The 17540-nt window shown below is 75.4% G+C and carries 16 protein-coding genes; 12 read left to right on the top strand and 4 right to left on the bottom strand.

Annotation, left to right across the window (positions count from 1 at the left end; translation table 11 throughout):
- Positions 1-295 precede the first annotated feature (295 nt).
- Complete coding sequence (locus ACZ407_RS04705) at positions 296-595, bottom strand: hypothetical protein (protein WP_468125450.1); 300 nt, start codon at positions 593-595, stop codon at positions 296-298.
- 61 nt (positions 596-656) lie between these two features.
- Positions 657-833 carry a hypothetical protein gene (locus ACZ407_RS04700; protein WP_468125449.1) on the bottom strand — a complete coding sequence of 59 codons (177 nt, stop codon included), beginning with the start codon at positions 831-833 and terminating at the stop codon, positions 657-659.
- 291 nt (positions 834-1124) lie between these two features.
- On the opposite strand from ACZ407_RS04700, the gene ACZ407_RS04695 reads away from it, so the two are divergent.
- Genes ACZ407_RS04695 through ACZ407_RS04685 form a run of 3 tightly spaced genes read left to right on the top strand, consistent with a single transcriptional unit; the run spans position 1125 to position 3798 of the window.
- Positions 1125-1664 carry a GNAT family N-acetyltransferase gene (locus tag ACZ407_RS04695; protein WP_468125448.1) on the top strand — a complete coding sequence of 180 codons (540 nt, stop codon included), beginning with the start codon at positions 1125-1127 and terminating at the stop codon, positions 1662-1664.
- Between the two features lie 32 nt (positions 1665-1696).
- Positions 1697-2689 carry a hypothetical protein gene (locus tag ACZ407_RS04690; protein ID WP_468125447.1) on the top strand — a complete coding sequence of 331 codons (993 nt, stop codon included), beginning with the start codon at positions 1697-1699 and terminating at the stop codon, positions 2687-2689.
- Between the two features lie 23 nt (positions 2690-2712).
- Positions 2713-3798 carry an MrcB family domain-containing protein gene (locus ACZ407_RS04685; RefSeq protein ID WP_468125445.1) on the top strand — a complete coding sequence of 362 codons (1086 nt, stop codon included), beginning with the start codon at positions 2713-2715 and terminating at the stop codon, positions 3796-3798.
- Between the two features lie 21 nt (positions 3799-3819).
- Here the strand turns inward: ACZ407_RS04685 and ACZ407_RS04680 are convergent, their stop codons facing one another.
- Complete coding sequence (locus tag ACZ407_RS04680) at positions 3820-4818, bottom strand: SEC-C domain-containing protein (protein WP_468125443.1); 999 nt, start codon at positions 4816-4818, stop codon at positions 3820-3822.
- 56 nt (positions 4819-4874) lie between these two features.
- Between ACZ407_RS04680 and ACZ407_RS04675 the strand changes: the two genes are divergently transcribed.
- From ACZ407_RS04675 to ACZ407_RS04660, 4 genes are all read left to right on the top strand, one after another.
- Entirely contained in the window at positions 4875-5768 is an 894-nt protein-coding gene (locus ACZ407_RS04675) for a class E sortase (protein ID WP_468125441.1), read from the top strand.
- Between the two features lie 145 nt (positions 5769-5913).
- Positions 5914-6276, top strand: a complete 363-nt coding sequence (locus ACZ407_RS04670) for a DUF6412 domain-containing protein (RefSeq protein WP_468125440.1) — start codon at positions 5914-5916, stop codon at positions 6274-6276.
- 271 nt (positions 6277-6547) lie between these two features.
- Positions 6548-7387 (top strand): YidC/Oxa1 family membrane protein insertase, encoded by an 840-nt coding sequence (locus ACZ407_RS04665; protein WP_468125438.1) that lies wholly within the window; start codon positions 6548-6550, stop codon positions 7385-7387.
- 123 nt (positions 7388-7510) lie between these two features.
- Positions 7511-8368: a fumarylacetoacetate hydrolase family protein gene (locus ACZ407_RS04660; protein WP_468125436.1), complete on the top strand. Its 858-nt coding sequence runs from the start codon at positions 7511-7513 to the stop codon at positions 8366-8368.
- 177 nt (positions 8369-8545) lie between these two features.
- Here ACZ407_RS04660 and ACZ407_RS04655 read toward each other — a convergent pair whose 3' ends face one another.
- Positions 8546-9634, bottom strand: coding sequence for a Gfo/Idh/MocA family oxidoreductase (locus tag ACZ407_RS04655; RefSeq protein ID WP_468125435.1), 1089 nt, complete (start codon positions 9632-9634; stop codon positions 8546-8548).
- A 1093-nt stretch (positions 9635-10727) separates the two neighbouring features.
- Here ACZ407_RS04655 and ACZ407_RS04650 point away from each other — a divergent pair.
- From ACZ407_RS04650 to ACZ407_RS04630, 5 genes are all read left to right on the top strand, one after another.
- Positions 10728-11777 carry an ROK family protein gene (locus ACZ407_RS04650; RefSeq protein WP_468125488.1) on the top strand — a complete coding sequence of 350 codons (1050 nt, stop codon included), beginning with the start codon at positions 10728-10730 and terminating at the stop codon, positions 11775-11777.
- A gap of 1355 nt (positions 11778-13132) precedes the next feature.
- Positions 13133-13615 (top strand): hypothetical protein, encoded by a 483-nt coding sequence (locus tag ACZ407_RS04645; RefSeq protein ID WP_468125434.1) that lies wholly within the window; start codon positions 13133-13135, stop codon positions 13613-13615.
- Positions 13616-14522: 907 nt separating this feature from the next.
- Complete coding sequence (locus ACZ407_RS04640) at positions 14523-15782, top strand: PP2C family protein-serine/threonine phosphatase (RefSeq protein ID WP_468125433.1); 1260 nt, start codon at positions 14523-14525, stop codon at positions 15780-15782.
- A gap of 209 nt (positions 15783-15991) precedes the next feature.
- Entirely contained in the window at positions 15992-16771 is a 780-nt protein-coding gene (locus tag ACZ407_RS04635; RefSeq protein WP_468125431.1) for an HAD-IIA family hydrolase, read from the top strand.
- Between the two features lie 175 nt (positions 16772-16946).
- Entirely contained in the window at positions 16947-17534 is a 588-nt protein-coding gene (locus ACZ407_RS04630; RefSeq protein ID WP_468125430.1) for a hypothetical protein, read from the top strand.
- Positions 17535-17540 lie beyond the last annotated feature (6 nt).

Here is a 17540-nt window from a genome sequence, read left to right as displayed (position 1 = left end):
ACTCGGCCGTGGTCCGCCGGACTCAACCTCCGGGCGCTGGACTCGGCCGTGGTGCGCCGGACTCAACCTCCGCGCCGGACTCAACTTCCGCGCGCCGGACTCGGCCGTGGTCCGCCGGACTCAACCTCCGGGCGCCGGACTCGGCCGTGGTGCGCCGGACTCAACCTCCGCGCCGGACTCAACTTCCGCGCGCTGGACTCGGCCGTGGTCCGCCGGACTCGACCCGGCCCGCCGGACTCGGCCCCGGCACCGGCTTCAGGCGTGGTCCGCCGGATCCGAGCCCGTTCAGCCCGGTTCAGCCCCGGTCCGCGACCGCCCAGGACGCCGCGGCCACCACGCTCGCCGCCCCCAGCACTGCCGGCCACGCTCCGATCTTCTTGGCCAGCGGGTGCGCCCCGGCGAAGCCCGCCAGGTAGAGCCCGCCGAGCGCGGCCGCGGCAGGGGCGCCGGCCCGCTGGTGCCACGCGCGTGCGGCGACCGCGCCGGCCGTCCCGAGGACGACCCCGCCGAGCGGCCGCTTGCGCGTCCAGCGCGCGACGGCGTACCCACCGACCAGACCAGCAGCGGCCACTGCCGCCGACGGCACCTGTGCCATGCCCATTCCTTCCGCCGTACTTCCGTACATCCGTGCGTGCAGTGGTCCTGCCGCTTCGAGGCTAACGCGCCCGCCGTGCCAGCCCCGCGGCGCCCGCGAGGCCGAGGACGAGTACGGCCCCGCCGATCACGGCGTCCGGAACCGCCTCCTGGACGGACCGCGGCAGCATCGCCACGACGCCCAGGACGAGGAAGAACGCGAGGGCGCAGCCACCCGCGCCGAGCAGCAGTCTGTACACGGGGCCCCCTGTTCCGACCGGCATGACACCCCATCAACGCACCCGGGCCACCCCACGACACGGCCCCCGCGCCGCCACCGGCGGGCCTTGGGTATGTCGTATTTGTCGCACACCCTCCGCTTCTGCGGACACGCCGCCCGCGGGAACCCTCCCGGCGTAAATTCGCTCTCCCGGAGAGAAATCCCCCCAACCCGATGCAGCCGCCCCATTGGCCGCCAACCGCACCAACCGCACCAACCGTGCGGCACGCCCGCCACGCCCGCCCCACCCGTCACCCCAGGAGCCCCGCCCGTGATCTGTTACGGAAAGGCCGTCCTCGACCTCCAGGACGAACTCGTCGACGCCTACGCCGAGGTCTTCTCCGCCCCGCCCTGGAACGAGGACGAAGAAACCATTCGCCAGTTCTCCGCCCGCCTCCAGAGCGACGTCCGCCGGCCCGGGTTCCGTACCGCCCTGGCCCAGTCGGAAGCCGGCATCGACGGCTTCGCCACCGGCTGGATCACCTCCGGCCCCTTCCCCGCCGACCGCGCGTACGGTCACGTGGCCGCCCAGCTCGGCCCCGAGCGCGTCGCCGAATGCCTGGTCGGAGCCCTGGAAATAGACGAGCTCGCCGTACGCTCGTACGCCCGCGGCCACGGCACCGGCCGGGCCCTCCTCGCCGAACTGACCGCCGACGCACCCGACTCCCGCGCCTGGCTGCTCACCGCGCGCAAGGCTGCCGACACCGTCGCGACGTACCGACGCCTCGGCTGGCACGAGCTGACCCCGCTGCCCGGCACCGAGAACGGTGTCGTCGTCTTCCTCGCCCCCGGCCACCCCGCGGCGGCCTGAATCAGGCCGCCGTTCCCGGGCATACCGGGAGCATGATCACCGATCTCGACCGCATCGCACGCCGCCAGCTCAACCTGGCCACCTCCCACCAGCTCACCCGGGCGGGCATCGCCCCCGGCACCCGCGCCGGCCGCGCCCGCCCCGGCGGCCCCTGGCAACGCCTCCTGCCCCGCGTCTACCTCCTGCAGACCGGTCCGCCGGACCGCCGCCAACGCGCCCTGGCCGCCGTCCTCCACGCGGCCGCGCCGGACACCGACCCCCTGTCGGGAGCCACCGCAGCCCTCACCGGCGGCGCCGCCCTCGCCCTCCTCGGCATCCGCGGCGCGCCTCCCGAACCGCACCACGTCCTCGTCCGCGCCCCGCGCCGCGTCGCCACCGCCCCCGGCGTACACCCCCGTACGACCGCCCGCTGGCCCGCCACCCTCACCGTCTGCGGGGTCCCCAGCACCCGCCCGGTCCGCGCCGCCGCCGACTTCGCCGCCCGTACCCAGGACGGGGACCTGGTCCGCTCCGTCCTCGCCAACGTCGTCCAGACCGGCTGGTGCCACCCCCAGGACCTGCACGCCGAACTCCGCGCCGCCCGCACCCTCACCCGCCCCGCCACCCGCACGGCCGCCGCCGAACTCCTCGCCGGCGTGCGCTCGATCGCCGAGGGCCACGCCCGCGAGGCCCTCGCCCGCACCGACCTCCCGCCCCCGCTCTGGAACCCCCGCCTCCACACCCCCGACGGCGCCTTCCTGGCCTCCCCGGACGCCTACTGGCCCGACGAGGGCGTGGCCCTGGAGATCGACTCGGCCGAGTACCACTACACCCGCGACGCCTGGCACGCCACCCTCCGCCGCCGCCTCCGCCTGGAAGCCCACGGCATCCTGGTCGCCAGCGCCACCCCCTCCATGATCCGCACCACCCCCACCGAGATCACCCAGGCCCTCCGCACCCTCCTCACCCTGACCACAACCCGCCCCCACCCCCCGAACATCCGCCTCCGAGACCACGCCCAGCTGGAACTGCCCTTGGGGAGGTAGGGGCGGTGGCATAGCGTCGTCGCATGACGATGCGGGAATTGCTGCTTGAGGTGGCCGGTACGTATGACCGGGCCGCAGGGTGCAAGGAACACGTGTGGGGCCAGCAGGTCCTGCGGAGCGTGTCACGTCGCACGACGTTGGGTGGTCCGCAGGGGTGGACCATCCGTGGTTACGGAGGGAACGGGTCCGCGGCTATCTGCCCGTGGATCGGCATATATGACCGGGCGATCAATGACGACCCGAAGAAGGGCCTGTACCTCACTTACATCTTCAGCGCAGACCTGAAGACGGTCACCTTGACGCTCCAGCAGGGGGTCACGGAGCTCAGTGAACGGATGCCGATCAAGCATGCCCTGGAGCAGCTGAAGCAGCGGGCGGCCGTGTTGTACGCCGCCTTGCCCGAAGGCTTGGCCGCACCCTGGAAGCACAGCCCCGCGTTCGGCTCCAAGGAGCGGCGGCCGAGGTTGTACGAAGCGGCCAGCGTCTTGGCGCGCACCTACCCGACGGACGCCCTCCCCAGCGAGGACGAGTTGCAGCAAGACCTGCTCGCGCTGGCCAAACTGCTGGCCCCCGTCGATGCCGCGGAGCGCCTCCTGCGTTCAGGCGAGGCCGAGGAAGTCCTGCCTCTGGCGGCGGCCGTCGGCTCGCGCGTGGCGCTGGCCGGCTTCAAGCCGCGCAACAGCTCCGAGTACATCGCCGACATCCCGGCCCGGCAGCAGGTCAAGACCCGGGACCACGAAGCGGTGATCACGGCCTTCAAGACGTACCTCAGCCCCCGTGGTTACACGGTCATCAACCAGCAGATCCATCCCAAGGACCTGGTCCTGCAGCACACGGACAGCCCCACCGAATGGCTCGTTGAGGTCAAGGTGGTGCGGAAGGGGAATCCGACGAGCGCCGTGCGCGAAGCCGTCGGCCAGCTCCGCGAGTACAGCTACTTCCACTACCGGATGCAGAAGCGCACCGAACCGCACCTCCTCGCCCTCTTCTCGGAGGACATCGGGGTGTACGCGGATTATCTCGAACACCAGGGCATCGCCGCGATCTGGCGCGACGGTGCGGGCTGGGCCGGATCCCCCACCGCTGCCGCGTGGGGCATGGTCGACTGACCGTGCGCCAGTAGCGCCGTCTTACGAAGCCCCGTGGCAGTCCCCGTAAGGCTTTTCCGAGGTGCACCAGCAGGGGGAGTGGGGGGTTGGCGGCCAGGGGGTGGCTTTGCCGCGGGCGGCGAGGGTGGTGGCGTATTCGGCCAGGAGGGAGGGGGTGGCGGGGCTGGTGTGTTCGGAGGCGGCGAAGGCCTCGTACGAGGGGACCGTGGCGGTGACGATGCCGAGGTTCTTGGTGCCGGAGGCGGAGAGGGCGCGCAGGGAGCGTTCGATGGTGGCCAGGTGGGCCGCGTGGGAGGGGTACTCCGCGGCGAGGGAGGGGTAGGCGGCGAGGAGTTCGGCGAGTTCGTCGGCGGGCCAGTGGAGGACGGCAACCGGGAAGGGGCGGGAGAGCGCGGCGCGCCGGTCGCCGAGTTCGGCGCGCAGGCGGGCGATCTCGGCGCGGAGTTCGGCCGGGTCGTCGGACCCGAGGGCCCAGATGCGCTTGGGGTCGTGGAGTTCGTCGAGGGGGATGGGGCCGGTGTGGCGGGTGTCGGCCACCATGTCCCAGTCGTCGTGCGGCAGGGCCAGGAGGCGGCGGACGCGGTGGCGGCCGGTGAGGAGGGCGACCGTGGCCGTGGTCAGCGGGGCGTCTTCGGGGATGAGCAGGCGGGCGGCGTCGGTGAAGGCGGCGTGGGCGGCGTCGAGCTCGTCGTGGGCCTCGAGGGTTTCTGCGATGACCTCCCACGGGGCCGGGTCGGCCGGGGCGGCGGCGCGGATGCCGTCGATGAGGGCGCGGGCCTCGGCCTCGTGGCCGTACTCCCACAGGTTGGCGGCCTGGAGGGCCTTCACCAGGTGGGGGTTGGCGGGTTCGGCCGCGAGGAGCCGGTCGTAGAGGGCGCTGGCCCGTTCGCGCTCTTCGGCGAGTTCGAGGTGGGCCGCGGCCTGGAGGAGCAGGGGCTCCTGGTCCTCGGGGTAGCGGGTCGCCGTGCGGATGAGACGCTCGGCTTCGTCGATGTGCTCGGCAGGCGTGTCGGGGCGCATGGTCCACACCGTACTGCTGCTGGTCAGTTGGCGGGGCAGGTCTTAGGGTGCGGGCCGTGCGCGAGCGGATTCCGGTGGTGGTGCAGGGGCAGCGGCGGCGGCCGGCGCCCGGGCGCGCGCTGGCCCGGGCGCTGTGGTCGGGGGCCGAACTCGCCGTGACGGCGGGCCTGGTGCTGATGCTGCTCGTGGTGCACCAGGTGTGGTGGACGAACCGGGAGGCGCGGGCGGGGGCGCAGGCGCAGGTCCGGGCGCTGGAGCGCCAGTGGGCGGCGGAGGAGGCGGACCGGGAGGCGCGGAGGGGTGCTGCCGTGGAGGCGGCGGACGGCGCGGATCGCGGGGGCGAGGACGGACCCGGGGGCGGACCCGGGGGCGAGGCGGCGGAGGGCGGGGCGGACTGGGGATCCGGATCGGGCTCGGGCTCGGGCTCCGGTGCGCCGCCGCGGACCGGGGGTGGCGGGGGGCCGGTGGCTCCGGGCGGGGAGCGGACGCCGCCGCGGTGGGACCGGGCGTACGCCGTGCTGCGGATCCCGCGGCTCGGGGTGGTGGCACCGGTCGCGCAGGGAGTGGACAAGCGGAACGTGCTCGACAAGGGGTACGTGGGGCACTACGCGGGGACGGCGCAGCCCGGGCAGCGGGGCAACTTCGCGCTCGCCGGTCACCGGAACACGCACGGGGAGCCGTTCCGCTACATCAACCGGCTGCGGGCCGGGGACGAGCTGATCGTGGACGTGCGGGGACGGCGGTTCACGTATGTGGTCGGGAGGCGGCTGGAGCAGACGACGGCCCGGGACGGCGGGGTGATCGCGAGCGTGCCGCGGAGCGTGGTGAAGCCGGGGTACGGGTACGCGGCGCCGGGTTCGTACATCACGCTCACGACCTGCACGCCCGAGTTCACCTCCCGGTACCGGCTGGTGGTGTGGGGGACGCTCGTGTCGGGCGAGGAGCGATAGGCCGGGCGCCCGTTCGCACCCCGGTCGCACCCGTTCGCACCCCGGCCGTACCCGTTGTCAGTGGGGCCGTCTACGATCGGTGTCGAGGTCGGATTGCCGCAGGGGGCGGCGGTCCAACTCGTTTCCGGGGAAAGGGGGGAGACGGATGATCAGGTCCAAGGGTGTCGTCGCCGGTGTGCGCGCTGCCGCCGCGGGACTGGAGTCTGCTCTGCTCCTCCTGCTGGGCACCGTCGGCGCGCTGGGGATCCTGGGAATCCTGGGACAGCACTTCGGCGACGGCGGACTGGCGAGCGCCGTCACCTTCGCGGCCACCGCTGCCGTAGGAGCCTCGCTCGCGGCCTGCCTGAGTCTCGCCGCCCGCAGTGCGCGGCCCGTACCGCCCACCCGAATACGCACCGCGATACGCGACCGGGAGCAGCGCACGGCGTTCCTCCCGCAGCGGGACCCCGATGCGGCCGGCCGGTCGCGTCCCAGGGCGCCGGGTCGTCCTTCCCTGACGACCGCGTAGGGGCGTACCCCGGACGGGGCGTACCAGGAATGGGGCGCACCCGGGATGGGGCGCACTCCGGCCGGGGCGTGCTCCGGACGGAGTCTCCGTTCCGGCTGCCATGCGTACGTACGCACCCGCGGCTCGTCACGCCGAAGTCGTTTCCTTTCGGTGCCGCCGCGCCTTCTTCCGGGCTTCCCGGATGTCCCTCCGGCTTTCCCGGTGTTCCGGTTCTCGCCGGTGTGCCGGGTGTCCCCGGGTGCGGTGGCAGGACGAGACCCCGGAGGTCCGCGTGTCCTTGTTCGTGCTGCTTGTTTCCCGTCTTGCCGATCTGCTCGACCCGGTCTTCGCCGCCTCGGCGACGGCCGTGGCCATCGTGCTCTTCACCGCCCTGGTGCGGGTCGCGATGCATCCCCTCACCCGTGCCGCCTTCCGCGGGGAGCGGGCCCGGGCCGCGCTCGCGCCCCGGATCGCGGAGCTGAAGCGCCGCCATCCCGGGCCGAAGAACGCCGACCGGCTCCAGCGGGCCGTGCTCGACCTCCAGGCGGAGGCCGGGGTCCGGCCGCTGGCCGGCTGCCTGCCGATGCTGGTGCAGCTGCCGGTGTTCTTCGTGATGTACCGGGCGTTCTCGTCGACGGAGATCGGGGGCGAGGCGAACGAACTGCTCGGGCACCGGCTCTTCGCCGCCCCGCTGGGCGCGCACTGGGCGGATGCCGTCGGGGAGACGGGTCTGTTCGGGGCGCAGGGGCTGGTGTTCGCCGGGCTGTTCGCGGCGATCGCGGCCGTGGCGGGCTGGACCGTGCTGCGGGCCCGGCGGGCGAACGCGGCGGGCGCTGGGCCGGCCGAGCTCCTGGGGGCGGGGGCGCGGATCGGGGGTACGGCGTCCGAGGAGCCTGCGGCGGCGGGGGCGCGGACCGGTGGCGTGGCGGCCGAGGAGCCTGCCGCGGCCGTGGCGCGGCGGCTGGCCAAGGTCATGCCGCTGATGGCCTTCGGGACGCTGGTCACCGCGGCCGTCGTACCGCTGGCCGCCGGGCTGTACCTGCTCACCACGACCGCATGGACGGCCGCCGAGCGGGGCTGGCTCCAGCGGCGGTGGGAGAAGGCCGGTGGAACCGAGCGGTCCAGTCTGTGAACAGGGTCTTGCATACGGGACGCAGTTCTTGGAGGATCAGCCAATCCTCCGATGGCCGCAACCCATCGGCCGGTCCGTCGGCATGCCCGCGGGCCGACCAGCCACGACCACGGGAGAAAGCCCATGAAGCTGCTGCGTGTCGGACCGGTGGGCGCCGAGCGCCCCGCGCTGCTCGACCAGAACGGAATCCTGCGCGACCTGTCCGGGATCGTCGCGGACATCGACGGCGGCCTGCTGGCGGATGACTCCGCGCTGGCCCGGGTACGGGACGCGGCGGCGGCCGGGGAGCTCCCCGTGCTCGACGCCGAGGGGCTGCGGATCGGCGCCGCGGTCGGCCGGATCGGCAAGGTCGTGGGCATCGGGCTCAACTACCACGGGCACGCCGCGGAGATCGGGGCGGCCGCGCCCGAGGAGCCGATCATGTTCCTCAAGGCTCCGGACACCGTGGTCGGCCCGGACGACACCGTGCTCGTCCCGCGCGGCAGCGTGAAAACCGACTGGGAGGCCGAGCTCGGCGTCGTCATCGGCAGCACCGCCCGCTACCTGGGCTCCGCCGCGGAGGGCCTCGCGCACGTCGGCGGGTACGTGCTCGTGAACGACATCTCGGAGCGCGAGTTCCAGATCGAGCGCGGGGGCACCTGGGACAAGGGCAAGAACTGCGAGACGTTCACCCCGCTCGGCCCGTGGCTGGTCACGGCCGACGAGATCCCGGACCCGCAGGTGCTCGACGTACGGCTGTGGGTGAACGGCGAGCAGAAGCAGGACGGTTCCACCTCGGACCAGATCTTCCCGGTGGGCGAGGTCGTGCGGTACCTGAGCCAGTTCATGACCCTGTACCCGGGCGATGTCATCGTCACGGGCACCCCCGCCGGTGTGGCCATGGGCCAGCCGGAACCCAAGCCGTACCTGCGGGCCGGTGACGTGGTCGAGCTGGAGATCAGCGGCCTCGGGCGGCAGCGGCAGGAGCTGAAGAACGCGTGACGGGTCCGGACCCGTCAGACGGGTCCGGACCTATCCGGCGGCTCCGGTTCCGGGCCCGTCAGCTGGTTCCGGTTCCGGGTTCCGGGCCCGTCAGCTGGTTCCGGTTCCGGGTTCCGGGCCCGTCCGATGATTCTGGTTCTGGTTCCGGGCCCGTCCGGCGCGGTCGGGCGGGCCTGGTCAGGCCGTCGGCTTGAGCTCGACCGTGGTGCCGGTGGCCGCCGAGCGGCGGGCCGCCTCCAGGACGTCGAGGCAGGCGGCGGCCTCGTACGCGGTCACGGGGGGTTCCCCGCCGGTGCGCAGGGCCTCGGCCACCGCCGCGTAGTAGGCCGGGTAGTCGCCCGCGAGGGTGGGGACCGGGCGGCCGCCGCCGGTCAGCGGGGACTCCCCGGAGCCGACGCGGCCCCACAGGTGTTCCGGCTCCAGCCCCCACGGGCTCCCGTCCTGCGGCCGCCGGCCCTCGCGCAGGGCGGCTTCCTGCGGGTCCAGCCCGTACTTCACGTACCCGGCGGACGCGCCCAGGACGCGGAAGCGCGGGCCGAGCTGGGCCGTGGTGGCGCTGACGTAGAGGTGGGAGCGGACTCCGTTCGCGTGCGTGAGTGCGATGAAGGTGTCGTCGTCCGTCTCGGAGCCGGGGCGGCGGAGGTCGGCCTCGGCGTAGACGCGTACGGCCGGGCCGAACAGGGTCAGCGCCTGGTCCACGACGTGGCTGCCGAGGTCGTACAGCAGGCCGCCGATCTCCTCGGGGGCGCCGGACTCCCGCCAGCCGCCCTTCAGCTGCGGGCGCCACCGCTCGAAGCGGGACTCGAAGCGCTGGACCTCGCCGAGCTCGCCGGTCGCGAGCAGGCTGCGGAGGGTGAGGAAGTCGTTGTCCCACCGGCGGTTCTGGAAGACGGAGAGCAGCGTGCCGCTTGCTTCGGCGAGGGCGGCCAGGGTGCGGGCCTCGGCGGCCGTGGCGGCGAGCGGCTTGTCCACCACCGTGGCCAGTCCCGCTTCCAGGGCGGCGGTGGCCAGGGGGACGTGCGTCTTGTTCGGCGAGGCGATCACGAGCAGGTCGAGCTCGGCGGCGCGGGCGAACAGGTCCTCCGGGGAGTCCGCGAGCCGCACGTCGGGGAACTCGGCACGGGCCTGCGCCCGGCGCGCCTCGTTGGCCGTGACCACGGTGTCGAGGACCAGCCCCTCGGTGGCCGCCACGAGCGGGGCGTGGAAGACGGAGCCGGCCAGGCCGTAGCCGATGAGACCGACGCGGAGGGGGGTGGTGGAGGACATGCAACCACTTAAGCAACGCTGTTGCGATAGTGCAAGCAGGGGGGATGATGGCGGTGTGAAGAACGGCGATGGGCGAGCGGAAGCGGACGGCGTGGCGGCGGGGCGGGGGCGTCGGGCCGGGACCGGTCCCGGTCCCGACCCCGGCTCCCGCCCCGGCCTCCGGACGGGGTCCGAGGCTGTCGCGGGGGCCCCGCCCGGCACGGGGTCCGGTCCGCGGCCGGGGTCCGGTCCCGTGGCGGGGGCTGCGCCCACTGTGGGATCCGGCTCCGGGGTGGGGGCCGGGCGGCGGGCGGGGGCCAGTCCCGTGGCGGGTCCTGGGCCCGGTGCGGAACAGGGTCCTGCCGTGGGGTCCCGTCCCGGTGGGGGGTCCGGGCCGCGGACGGAGGCCGGGCCCGGGGTGGGGCTTGCGGCCGTGCGCAGCCACAATGCCGGGCTGGTTCTCGGGCTGCTGCGGGCGGCGGGGCCGGTCGGGGCGGGGCGCCAGGAACTGGCCGAGGGCACGGGGCTGACCCCGCAGGCCGTCAGCAAGATCAGTGCCCGCCTGCGCGCGGCCGGGCTGGCGGCCCCCGCGGGCCGTCGCGCGTCGACCGGCGGAAAGCCCCCGGGGCTGCTGCGGCTCGTGCCGGAAGCCGGGTACGCGGTCGGGCTGCAGCTCGACCGCGACGAGGTACGGGTGGCGGTCGTGGACCTGTCCGGGCAGGTCGTCGCCGCGCGGTGCGCCCCGCTGGACTTCGCGGCCGGCGGGTCGGCGGTGGTGGAAGCCGCGGCCCGCGAGGTCGAAGCGGCGGTTCTGGACGCGGGGGTGACCTGGGCCGGGCGCCCCGGGGCGGCCGAGGAGCCGGGGATACCCGCCCCGCCGCCCGCCGGCCGGCTCCCTGGGACGCCCACCGGGACGCCGCCCGCGGGGATGCCGCCCGCCGAGGCGCCGCTTGGGGAGCCTGCCGAGACGCCTCCGACAGCGCCCGCCGGGACGCCCGCCGGAATGCCCGGTGGGGTGCCCGCCGGAAGGCCTGCGGGGATGCCGCCCGCCGCGGCGCCGCTTGGGGAGCCTGCCGAGACGCCTCCGACAGCGCCCGCCGGAATGCCCGCCGCAATGCCTGCGGGGATGTCGGTTGGGGCGGCTGCTACGACGCTTTCCGCCGCGCCGATCGGGGTGCCCGGCCTGATGCCCGCTGGGATGCCCGCCGGAAGGCCTGTCGGGATGTCGGTCGGGGCGGCCGCTACGACGCCTTCCGCGGTGCCGACCGGGACGGCTGCCGGGACTTCCGCCGAAACCTCCGCCGGGACGTTGGCGGGGGCTGCCGGAACCTCCGCCGGGGCGTTGGGTGGGGCCGCCGCAACCTCCGCCGGGACGTCGGCTGGGGCCGCCGCGACGTTTGGCGAGTCTCCCGCCGGGACGCTCGCCGGGAGGCCCACGGGGACTTCCGCCGGGATGCTCGCCGGGGCGCTCGGCGGGGCCTCCGCTGGGGTGGCCGCCGGGGCCCTCGGGGCCCTCGGGGGGCTGTGGGGGGTCGGTTGTGCCGTGCCCGGGCCGCTTGATCACCTGACCGGGGTGATGGGGCGGGTCACCGGGTTCCCGGAGTGGGACGGGTTCCCGTTGCGGGAGGCGCTCGCGCGGCGGCTGGGGGTGCCGGTCGTGCTCGACAAGGACACGAACGCTGCGGCGGTGGGGCTGGCCGCCGATGCGGGCGGGTCGTTCGCCTACGTGCACGTCGGTACGGGGCTGGGGGCCGGGCTCGTACTCGGTGGCGCCCTGCACCGCGGCACGCGTACGGGCGCGGGCGAGTTCGGGCACCAGGTCCTGCTGATGGACGGGCCGCCGTGCCGGTGCGGGGCGCGCGGGTGCGCCGAGGCGCTGTGCCTGGAGGCGGTGGCCGAGGGGGCGCACGGCAGGGCCGCCCGGATCCTCGGCGAGGCCGTCGCCAACCTGGTCGCGCTGCTGGACGTGGACCGGGTGGTGCTGGGCGGCCGCGTGGTGGCCGCGGCTCCGGACACGTACGTACGCGGGGTCGGCGAGGTCCTGTCCGCGCGTGCGCTCGGGGCGTACCGAGCGGGCGTGCGGGCCGCGCCCGAGGGGGCGGTGCTCACAGGGGCGGCCGAGCTGGTCCTGGCAGAGGCGTTCGGGCCGTCGGCCCTCACCTGAGCGAGGCGCTGCGCGCTACCGCACCCCAGTGCCCGGCGCGGGCACCCCGCAGTGCCTTGACTCGGGCTCTGCGTCCGGGTGGAGCGCGAAGGGCGCTGCCTCCGGGCGGTCGTGGCCCGCGGGGAACGGCGGGGTGCCGGGCCGCAGGGTGGATCCGGCGTGGGTCGTGGCTGCGTTGGGCCGGCCGCCGGGACTGCAAGAGTCGCCAGGCGAGCCGGTCCGCACCGGCTGCTGGGACCTGCACGGGGGCCCGTGCCGTGCCTCGGTCTCGCTCCCTGCTGCCGCTGGGAGGTGCGCCACGTGCTCCCTGGAGAGGCCGGTGTGCTGCGAGAGGCCGGTGTGCTGCGCTCCAGGGTGACGGCGAAGCCGAGACCGTCCGAACCGCGACGGGTGCGGCCGGAGCCGGGTTCTGCTGGGCTGGTCCCTCCGTTGCCGCGGTCGGGTGCGGCGGGGCTGTCGGCGGCCGACGTGGGTGGGCACGTCCGTGGTCCGGACGGGGGGTAAAGGGGTGGGGGAGCGGCGTGTGGGGGCGGGGTGGGCCGGTGGGCGTGGGAGGGTGCCGGGGACGGCGGGGTGATTGTCACCTGGTCCGACCAACGTCCGGCGAGCAGTGAAGGCCCTTCATGCGATTCCGCACAGCACTGGCCGTGTCCATCGCCGCGGCCGCCCTGGCCCCCGCGCCCGCCGCGGCATTCGTCCCCGCCCCCGCGTCGGCCGCAGCGTTCCCGCCCGCGCGTGCCGCCGCTGCGGCTCCGGCGCGCGTCCCCGCCGCCGTGCCGGCGCCCGCACGGGGCCCCCGGCCCGTCCTCGCGCCTGCCCTGCTCCCGGCTGTCACCCCAGCCGCGGGGCGTGTCCTCCCCGCCTCCGTGCCGGGCATGGCCCAGGCTCCCGTCGCGGCTCCGGGGCGCCTCGTTCCTGCCGCCGCACGGCCCGTGTTCGCCGCGGCCGTCCCCTTCCCCGCCCTCGCCTTGCGCCCAGGCGCCCCCACCCTCGCCTTGCGCCCAGGCGCCCCCACCCTGCGGGCCCCCGTTCCTCGTGCCCATGCCCTCGGTGTCGCGGCACCCGAAGTTCCCGTGGCTGCCGCGGCGCCCGCAACTCCCCTCGTCCCCGCCGCTCCTCACCCCACCCCCCTCGCCGCCGCCCCCCACTCCCTGCACGACATCGGGGAGGGCGGGGGGGCCAAGCCGGCGCCGGCCCTGCCGGCGCGGGTACAGCCTGACTGCGGGGACGGGCGGAGTGCGAAGTTCCCGTTGGGGGCGCGGATCCGTGGGGGGCCGGCCGTCTACCGGAGCGGGGGCGGGCCGCAGACCTGGTACCTCGACCTGACCAATGCCACCGGGGAGGACTGCCCGGCCGTGCATCCCGTCGTCGTGTTCACCGACCGGGCCCACGCCCTCGCGCCCGGGCAGTTCCGCATGGAGTTCACGGCCGGCGGGGCGACGTACCCGGTGAGCCTGGAGCAGTCCGACCAGGACGAGATCATCGCCGTGTTCGACGGGGCGGGGTCCTTCCCCGGGTTCACCGTCGGCGCCAACGGGTCGGTGACCGTGCCCGTCCGGCTCGCATTCGCCGAGGACACCCCGCCCGGGGAGGTCCTCGCCGATGCCGCGCTCGTCCAGCGCAAGGGGGACGACGGGGACTGGGTGGGCGAGAGCGGCGGCTACCGCTTCTCCGTCGAGGGCCCGGAGGAGCCGGCGGAGCCCGGGGCTGCCGGCTCCCTGGCCGAGACGGGCCGCACCGGGCGGCTGTACGGGGCGGCCGGCGCAGCCGCTGCGGCCGCCGGCGCGGGTGCGGGGCTGATGCTGGCGGCCCGGCGGCTGAGGGCCCGGCGGCTGTAGGACAGGCGGCCGAGGGCCACGCGGCGGAAGATCCAGAGGCTGAGGGCCCAGCGGTCGGAGGTACGACGGCTGGGGCCCGGCGGCGGGGCGTACGACGGCTGGGCGTACGACGGCCGCGAGCCCAGCGGCAGGGTCCGGTGGCCGCCGCAGGCCTCGGGCCCGGCCCGGGTGCGTCCTGTGGCGGGTCAGGCTCCCGCTGCTGCCTGCCCTCGCCGGGCGCAGCCGCAGCGCTCTGCTCCGCCCTCTCCGGGCGAGCTGAGCGCCACGACGATTTCCCGCGCCCTGCGCCCTGCGCCCCGCGCCCTGTGCCCTGTGCCCCGCGCTCGCCGCCGCCGGCAGTCTCGCCCTCGCCCCCGCCGCCGGGCTCACCGCCTGCGGGGGCGCCGCCGCAGGCTCCGCGGACTCCCAGGCCGACGTACTGATCACCCTTCAGCCGTTCATCCGGCATCCCGACGGCAAGGGGCGCGTCGAGGCCTACCGCCCGCAGGGCTCCGAGCGCGTCAACGGCGGGACGAGGACACCGGCGGGACGTGGCCCTCCGTCGTCAACGACTCCTTCGGCTCCGTCCAAGACGAGAAGGAGCTCGCCCGGGTCCCCAGGACCTGGGAGGAGCTGCTCCGTGCGCGACTTCGGCGGCCGGCCCCCGGCGCCGGACCGCCTGAAGAAGCGCCGGACCGACAACGTCGGTCACGGGCGGGACGACGGCCGCCCTCCGCCACGCCCCCCACCACCGCCGCGGGGCCGCGGACGGCCCAGGTGCTCGTCTCGTACGAGGGGACCCCGGCCCGTGCCCCGGCCCGTGCCCCGGCCCGTGCCCCCGCCGGTGCCCCCGGGTGGCCGTCCCCCGGCCCGGCCCCCGCGGCCCGGCCTGGGCGCCGCCGCGCCGGGGAGCGTGTATCCAGGAAGGATGGATCCCCGCTCCCCGGCGGCGAGCCGGCACCGCTCACGGACGCGGCGGCAGGCTCTCCTGGCCGTGCCGTTCGCGCTGATCGTGCTCGTCGGCGCCGTGGACGTACTGGCCCCGCCGGACGTGCACCTGGGGCCCTTCCTGGCTGCCGCCCCGGCGCTGACCGCCTCCTTCCGCGGCCCCCGGGCCACCGCCGTGGTGGGCGCCGCCGCCGTGCTGGTCCAGGCCGTGGTGGCGGCCGCCCGCACCGAGCTCACCGACCTCAACCACACCTTCCAGATCACCGCCCTCCTCCTGATCTCGGTGTTCGTGACCCTCTTCGCCCACCTCCGCGAGGTCCGCGAGCAGCAGCTGACCCGGCTGCGGCTGGTCGCGGAGGCCGCCCAGGAGGTGCTCCTGCGGCCGCTGCGGGAGCGGATCGGCCCGCTGCGCCTGGCCTCCGTCTACCTGGCCGCGGCGGCCGAGGCGCAGATCGGCGGGGACCTGTACGCGGCCGCCCGCACCGCCCACGGCACCCGGCTGATCATCGGGGACGTACGCGGCAAGGGGCTGGCGGCGGTCGGGGACGCGGCCCTGGTGCTCGGCGCGTTCCGGGCCGCCGCCCACCGGGAGACCGATCTGCCCGGCCTGGTCGCCTACTTGGAGGGCACGGTCTCCTCCGACCGGGAGGACGCATACGACCGCGAGGACGCGCGCCACCGCGAGGACGCACCTGGCCGGGAGGACGCCGGCGACCGCCGGAACCCCCGCACGCCCGCGGATCCGACCGCCCCCGGCGCCGCATCCGGCACCGCACCCGGCGAGGAGGACCCCGAGGACCGGGCCGAGGCCTTCACCACCGCGGCCGTCCTCGACATCCCGGACGGCGCCGAGGCCCTGAGCCTGCTCAGCTGCGGCCATCCGCCGCCGCTGCTCCTGCGCGAGGGCCGGGTCCGCGCACTGGAGGTGGACGGGCCCGCCCCGCCGCTCGGGCTCACGGAGTTCGCCCCCGACGGGCTCCGCGCGCAGGGGTTCCCCTTCGCGGCGGGCGACCTGCTGCTGCTCTACACCGACGGGGTGATCGAGGCCCGCGACGAGCACGGCCGCTTCTACCCGCTGGCCGACCGGCTGGCCGGCGCGCCCCGGCACAGCCCCCGGGCCCTGCTCGACCACCTCTGCGCCGACCTCCTCGCCCACGCCGCGGGCGGCAGCCTCGGCGACGACGCCGCCCTGGTCGCGGTCGAGCGGCTGCCGGGGAGCGCCCGTACGGAAGGAAAGTGACGGACCGTCGGAAGCCGGAGCGGGGCAGGGGCCGCGCAAGGGCCGGCCAAGGGCCGGGCAGCCCCCAAGCCCCCTCACTCCCCGCCCTTCCCCCGCCCGCCCGGTCCGCGCTGTGGACGGCGGGCGCGGTCCGGGCCGCTCCCCGATAGGGTGGTACAGACCAGAGATCAACCAAGGTCAGAGGCCCCCGCAGAGCGGAGAACAGTCCAGTGGCAGAGCGCAAGCCGATCGAATCCTGGCTCACCGACATGGACGGGGTCCTCATCCACGAGGGCACCCCGATCCCCGGCGCGGATCAGTTCATCAAGCGGCTGCGCGACTCGGGCAAGCCCTTCCTGGTCCTCACGAACAACTCCATCTACACCCCCCGCGACCTCCAGGCCCGTCTCCAGCGCATGGGCCTGGACGTGCCGGTGGAGAACATCTGGACCTCCGCGCTGGCCACCGCCAAGTTCCTCGACGACCAGCGCCCGGGCGGCACCGCGTACGTCATCGGAGAGGCCGGGCTGACCACCGCCCTGCACGACATCGGCTACGTGCTGACCGACCACGACCCGGACTACGTCGTGCTCGGCGAGACCCGTACGTACAGCTTCGAGGCCATGACCAAGGCGGTCCGCCTGATCAACGCGGGCGCCCGGTTCATCTGCACCAACCCCGACGAGACCGGACCGAGCACCGAGGGCCCGCTGCCCGCCACCGGCGCCGTGGCCGCGCTGATCACCAAGGCCACCGGCAAGAAGCCGTACTTCGCAGGCAAGCCCAACCCGCTGATGATGCGCACCGGCCTCAACGCGATCGGCGCGCACTCCGAGACCAGCGCCATGATCGGCGACCGGATGGACACCGACGTGCTCGCCGGACTGGAGGCGGGCATGCAGACCTTCCTCGTGCTGACCGGGCTGACGACGGTCGAGGACATCGACAAGTTCCCGTACCGCCCGTCGAAGACGGTCGACTCGATCGCGGACCTCGTCGAGCGCATCTGAGCCGGCGCGCCCCCGGCAGCCGCGCGGCGCACCTGCACGCGCACCTGTACGCGGGCCTGCACGGGCCTGCACGGGCCTGTACGGGGGCATGCCGCACCCGTACGGGTCAGCCCGGCGCCCGCCGGGATGCGGCCGGGCCGGGCCCGGGTGAACCTCCCTACCAGGAGGTTTCACCATGTGCGCTGCTGTGCTCGCTCTCCGTTCCACCGGGGCGGCCGCCGTCCTGCTGGCCGCGTCCGCCGTCACCCTCGCGGGTGCCCCTCCGGCCAGTGCCGGAGAGGAGCACCGCGGCACGGTCTGGGCCACCCCCTCCACGGCCTCGCCCGGGTCGCAGATCGAGCTGCGCGTCAACAGCTGCAACGGCACCAGGGGCACGGCGAAGTCCGAGGTGTTCGTCGCCGACGCCGAGCTGTCCGGCCGGGACGGCGGCGGCCACCCGCTCTACGGCGAGGCGATGATCAGCTCGCACGCCCGGCCCGGCTGGTACAGCATCCACGTCACCTGCGACGGGCACGACCGCCGGGCCACCGGCAGCATCCAGATCGCGCACCGCGAGCCGAGCCACCACCCCTCGCCGGTCTGGCCGGTGCACGCGGGCGGCGGCGGCATGTCCGCGGAACTCGCCGCCGCGAGGAAGGACGAGGAGGGCGGCCGCGGCCCCGGCCTGCCGCACACCGTGGTCGGCGCCGTCCTCGCCTGCGCCGCCACCCTGGCGGTGGCGGGCCGCGCGCTCCGGCTCCGCCGTCGCCGCAGCGGCGGGTGAGGGGCG

This window comes from Streptomyces sp. NPDC030809 (assembly GCF_055572195.1).
The sequence above is the reverse complement of the archived record's forward strand: the minus strand, read 5'-3'. Positions and strand labels throughout refer to the sequence as shown.

What these genes read in the sequence shown, in the direction of transcription:
- ACZ407_RS04660 (WP_468125436.1), top strand. Translation starts at nt 7,511, where the DNA reads ATGAAGCTGCTGCGTGTCGGACCGGTGGGCGCCGAGCGCCCCGCGCTG.
- ACZ407_RS04690 (WP_468125447.1), top strand. Translation starts at nt 1,697, where the DNA reads ATGATCACCGATCTCGACCGCATCGCACGCCGCCAGCTCAACCTGGCC.
- ACZ407_RS04705 (WP_468125450.1), bottom strand. Translation starts at nt 595, where the DNA reads ATGGCACAGGTGCCGTCGGCGGCAGTGGCCGCTGCTGGTCTGGTCGGT.
- ACZ407_RS04630 (WP_468125430.1), top strand. Translation starts at nt 16,947, where the DNA reads ATGTGCGCTGCTGTGCTCGCTCTCCGTTCCACCGGGGCGGCCGCCGTC.
- ACZ407_RS04640 (WP_468125433.1), top strand. Translation starts at nt 14,523, where the DNA reads ATGGATCCCCGCTCCCCGGCGGCGAGCCGGCACCGCTCACGGACGCGG.
- ACZ407_RS04650 (WP_468125488.1), top strand. Translation starts at nt 10,728, where the DNA reads ATGCCTGCGGGGATGTCGGTTGGGGCGGCTGCTACGACGCTTTCCGCC.
- ACZ407_RS04670 (WP_468125440.1), top strand. Translation starts at nt 5,914, where the DNA reads ATGATCAGGTCCAAGGGTGTCGTCGCCGGTGTGCGCGCTGCCGCCGCG.
- ACZ407_RS04680 (WP_468125443.1), bottom strand. Translation starts at nt 4,818, where the DNA reads ATGCGCCCCGACACGCCTGCCGAGCACATCGACGAAGCCGAGCGTCTC.
- ACZ407_RS04685 (WP_468125445.1), top strand. Translation starts at nt 2,713, where the DNA reads ATGACGATGCGGGAATTGCTGCTTGAGGTGGCCGGTACGTATGACCGG.
- ACZ407_RS04655 (WP_468125435.1), bottom strand. Translation starts at nt 9,634, where the DNA reads ATGTCCTCCACCACCCCCCTCCGCGTCGGTCTCATCGGCTACGGCCTG.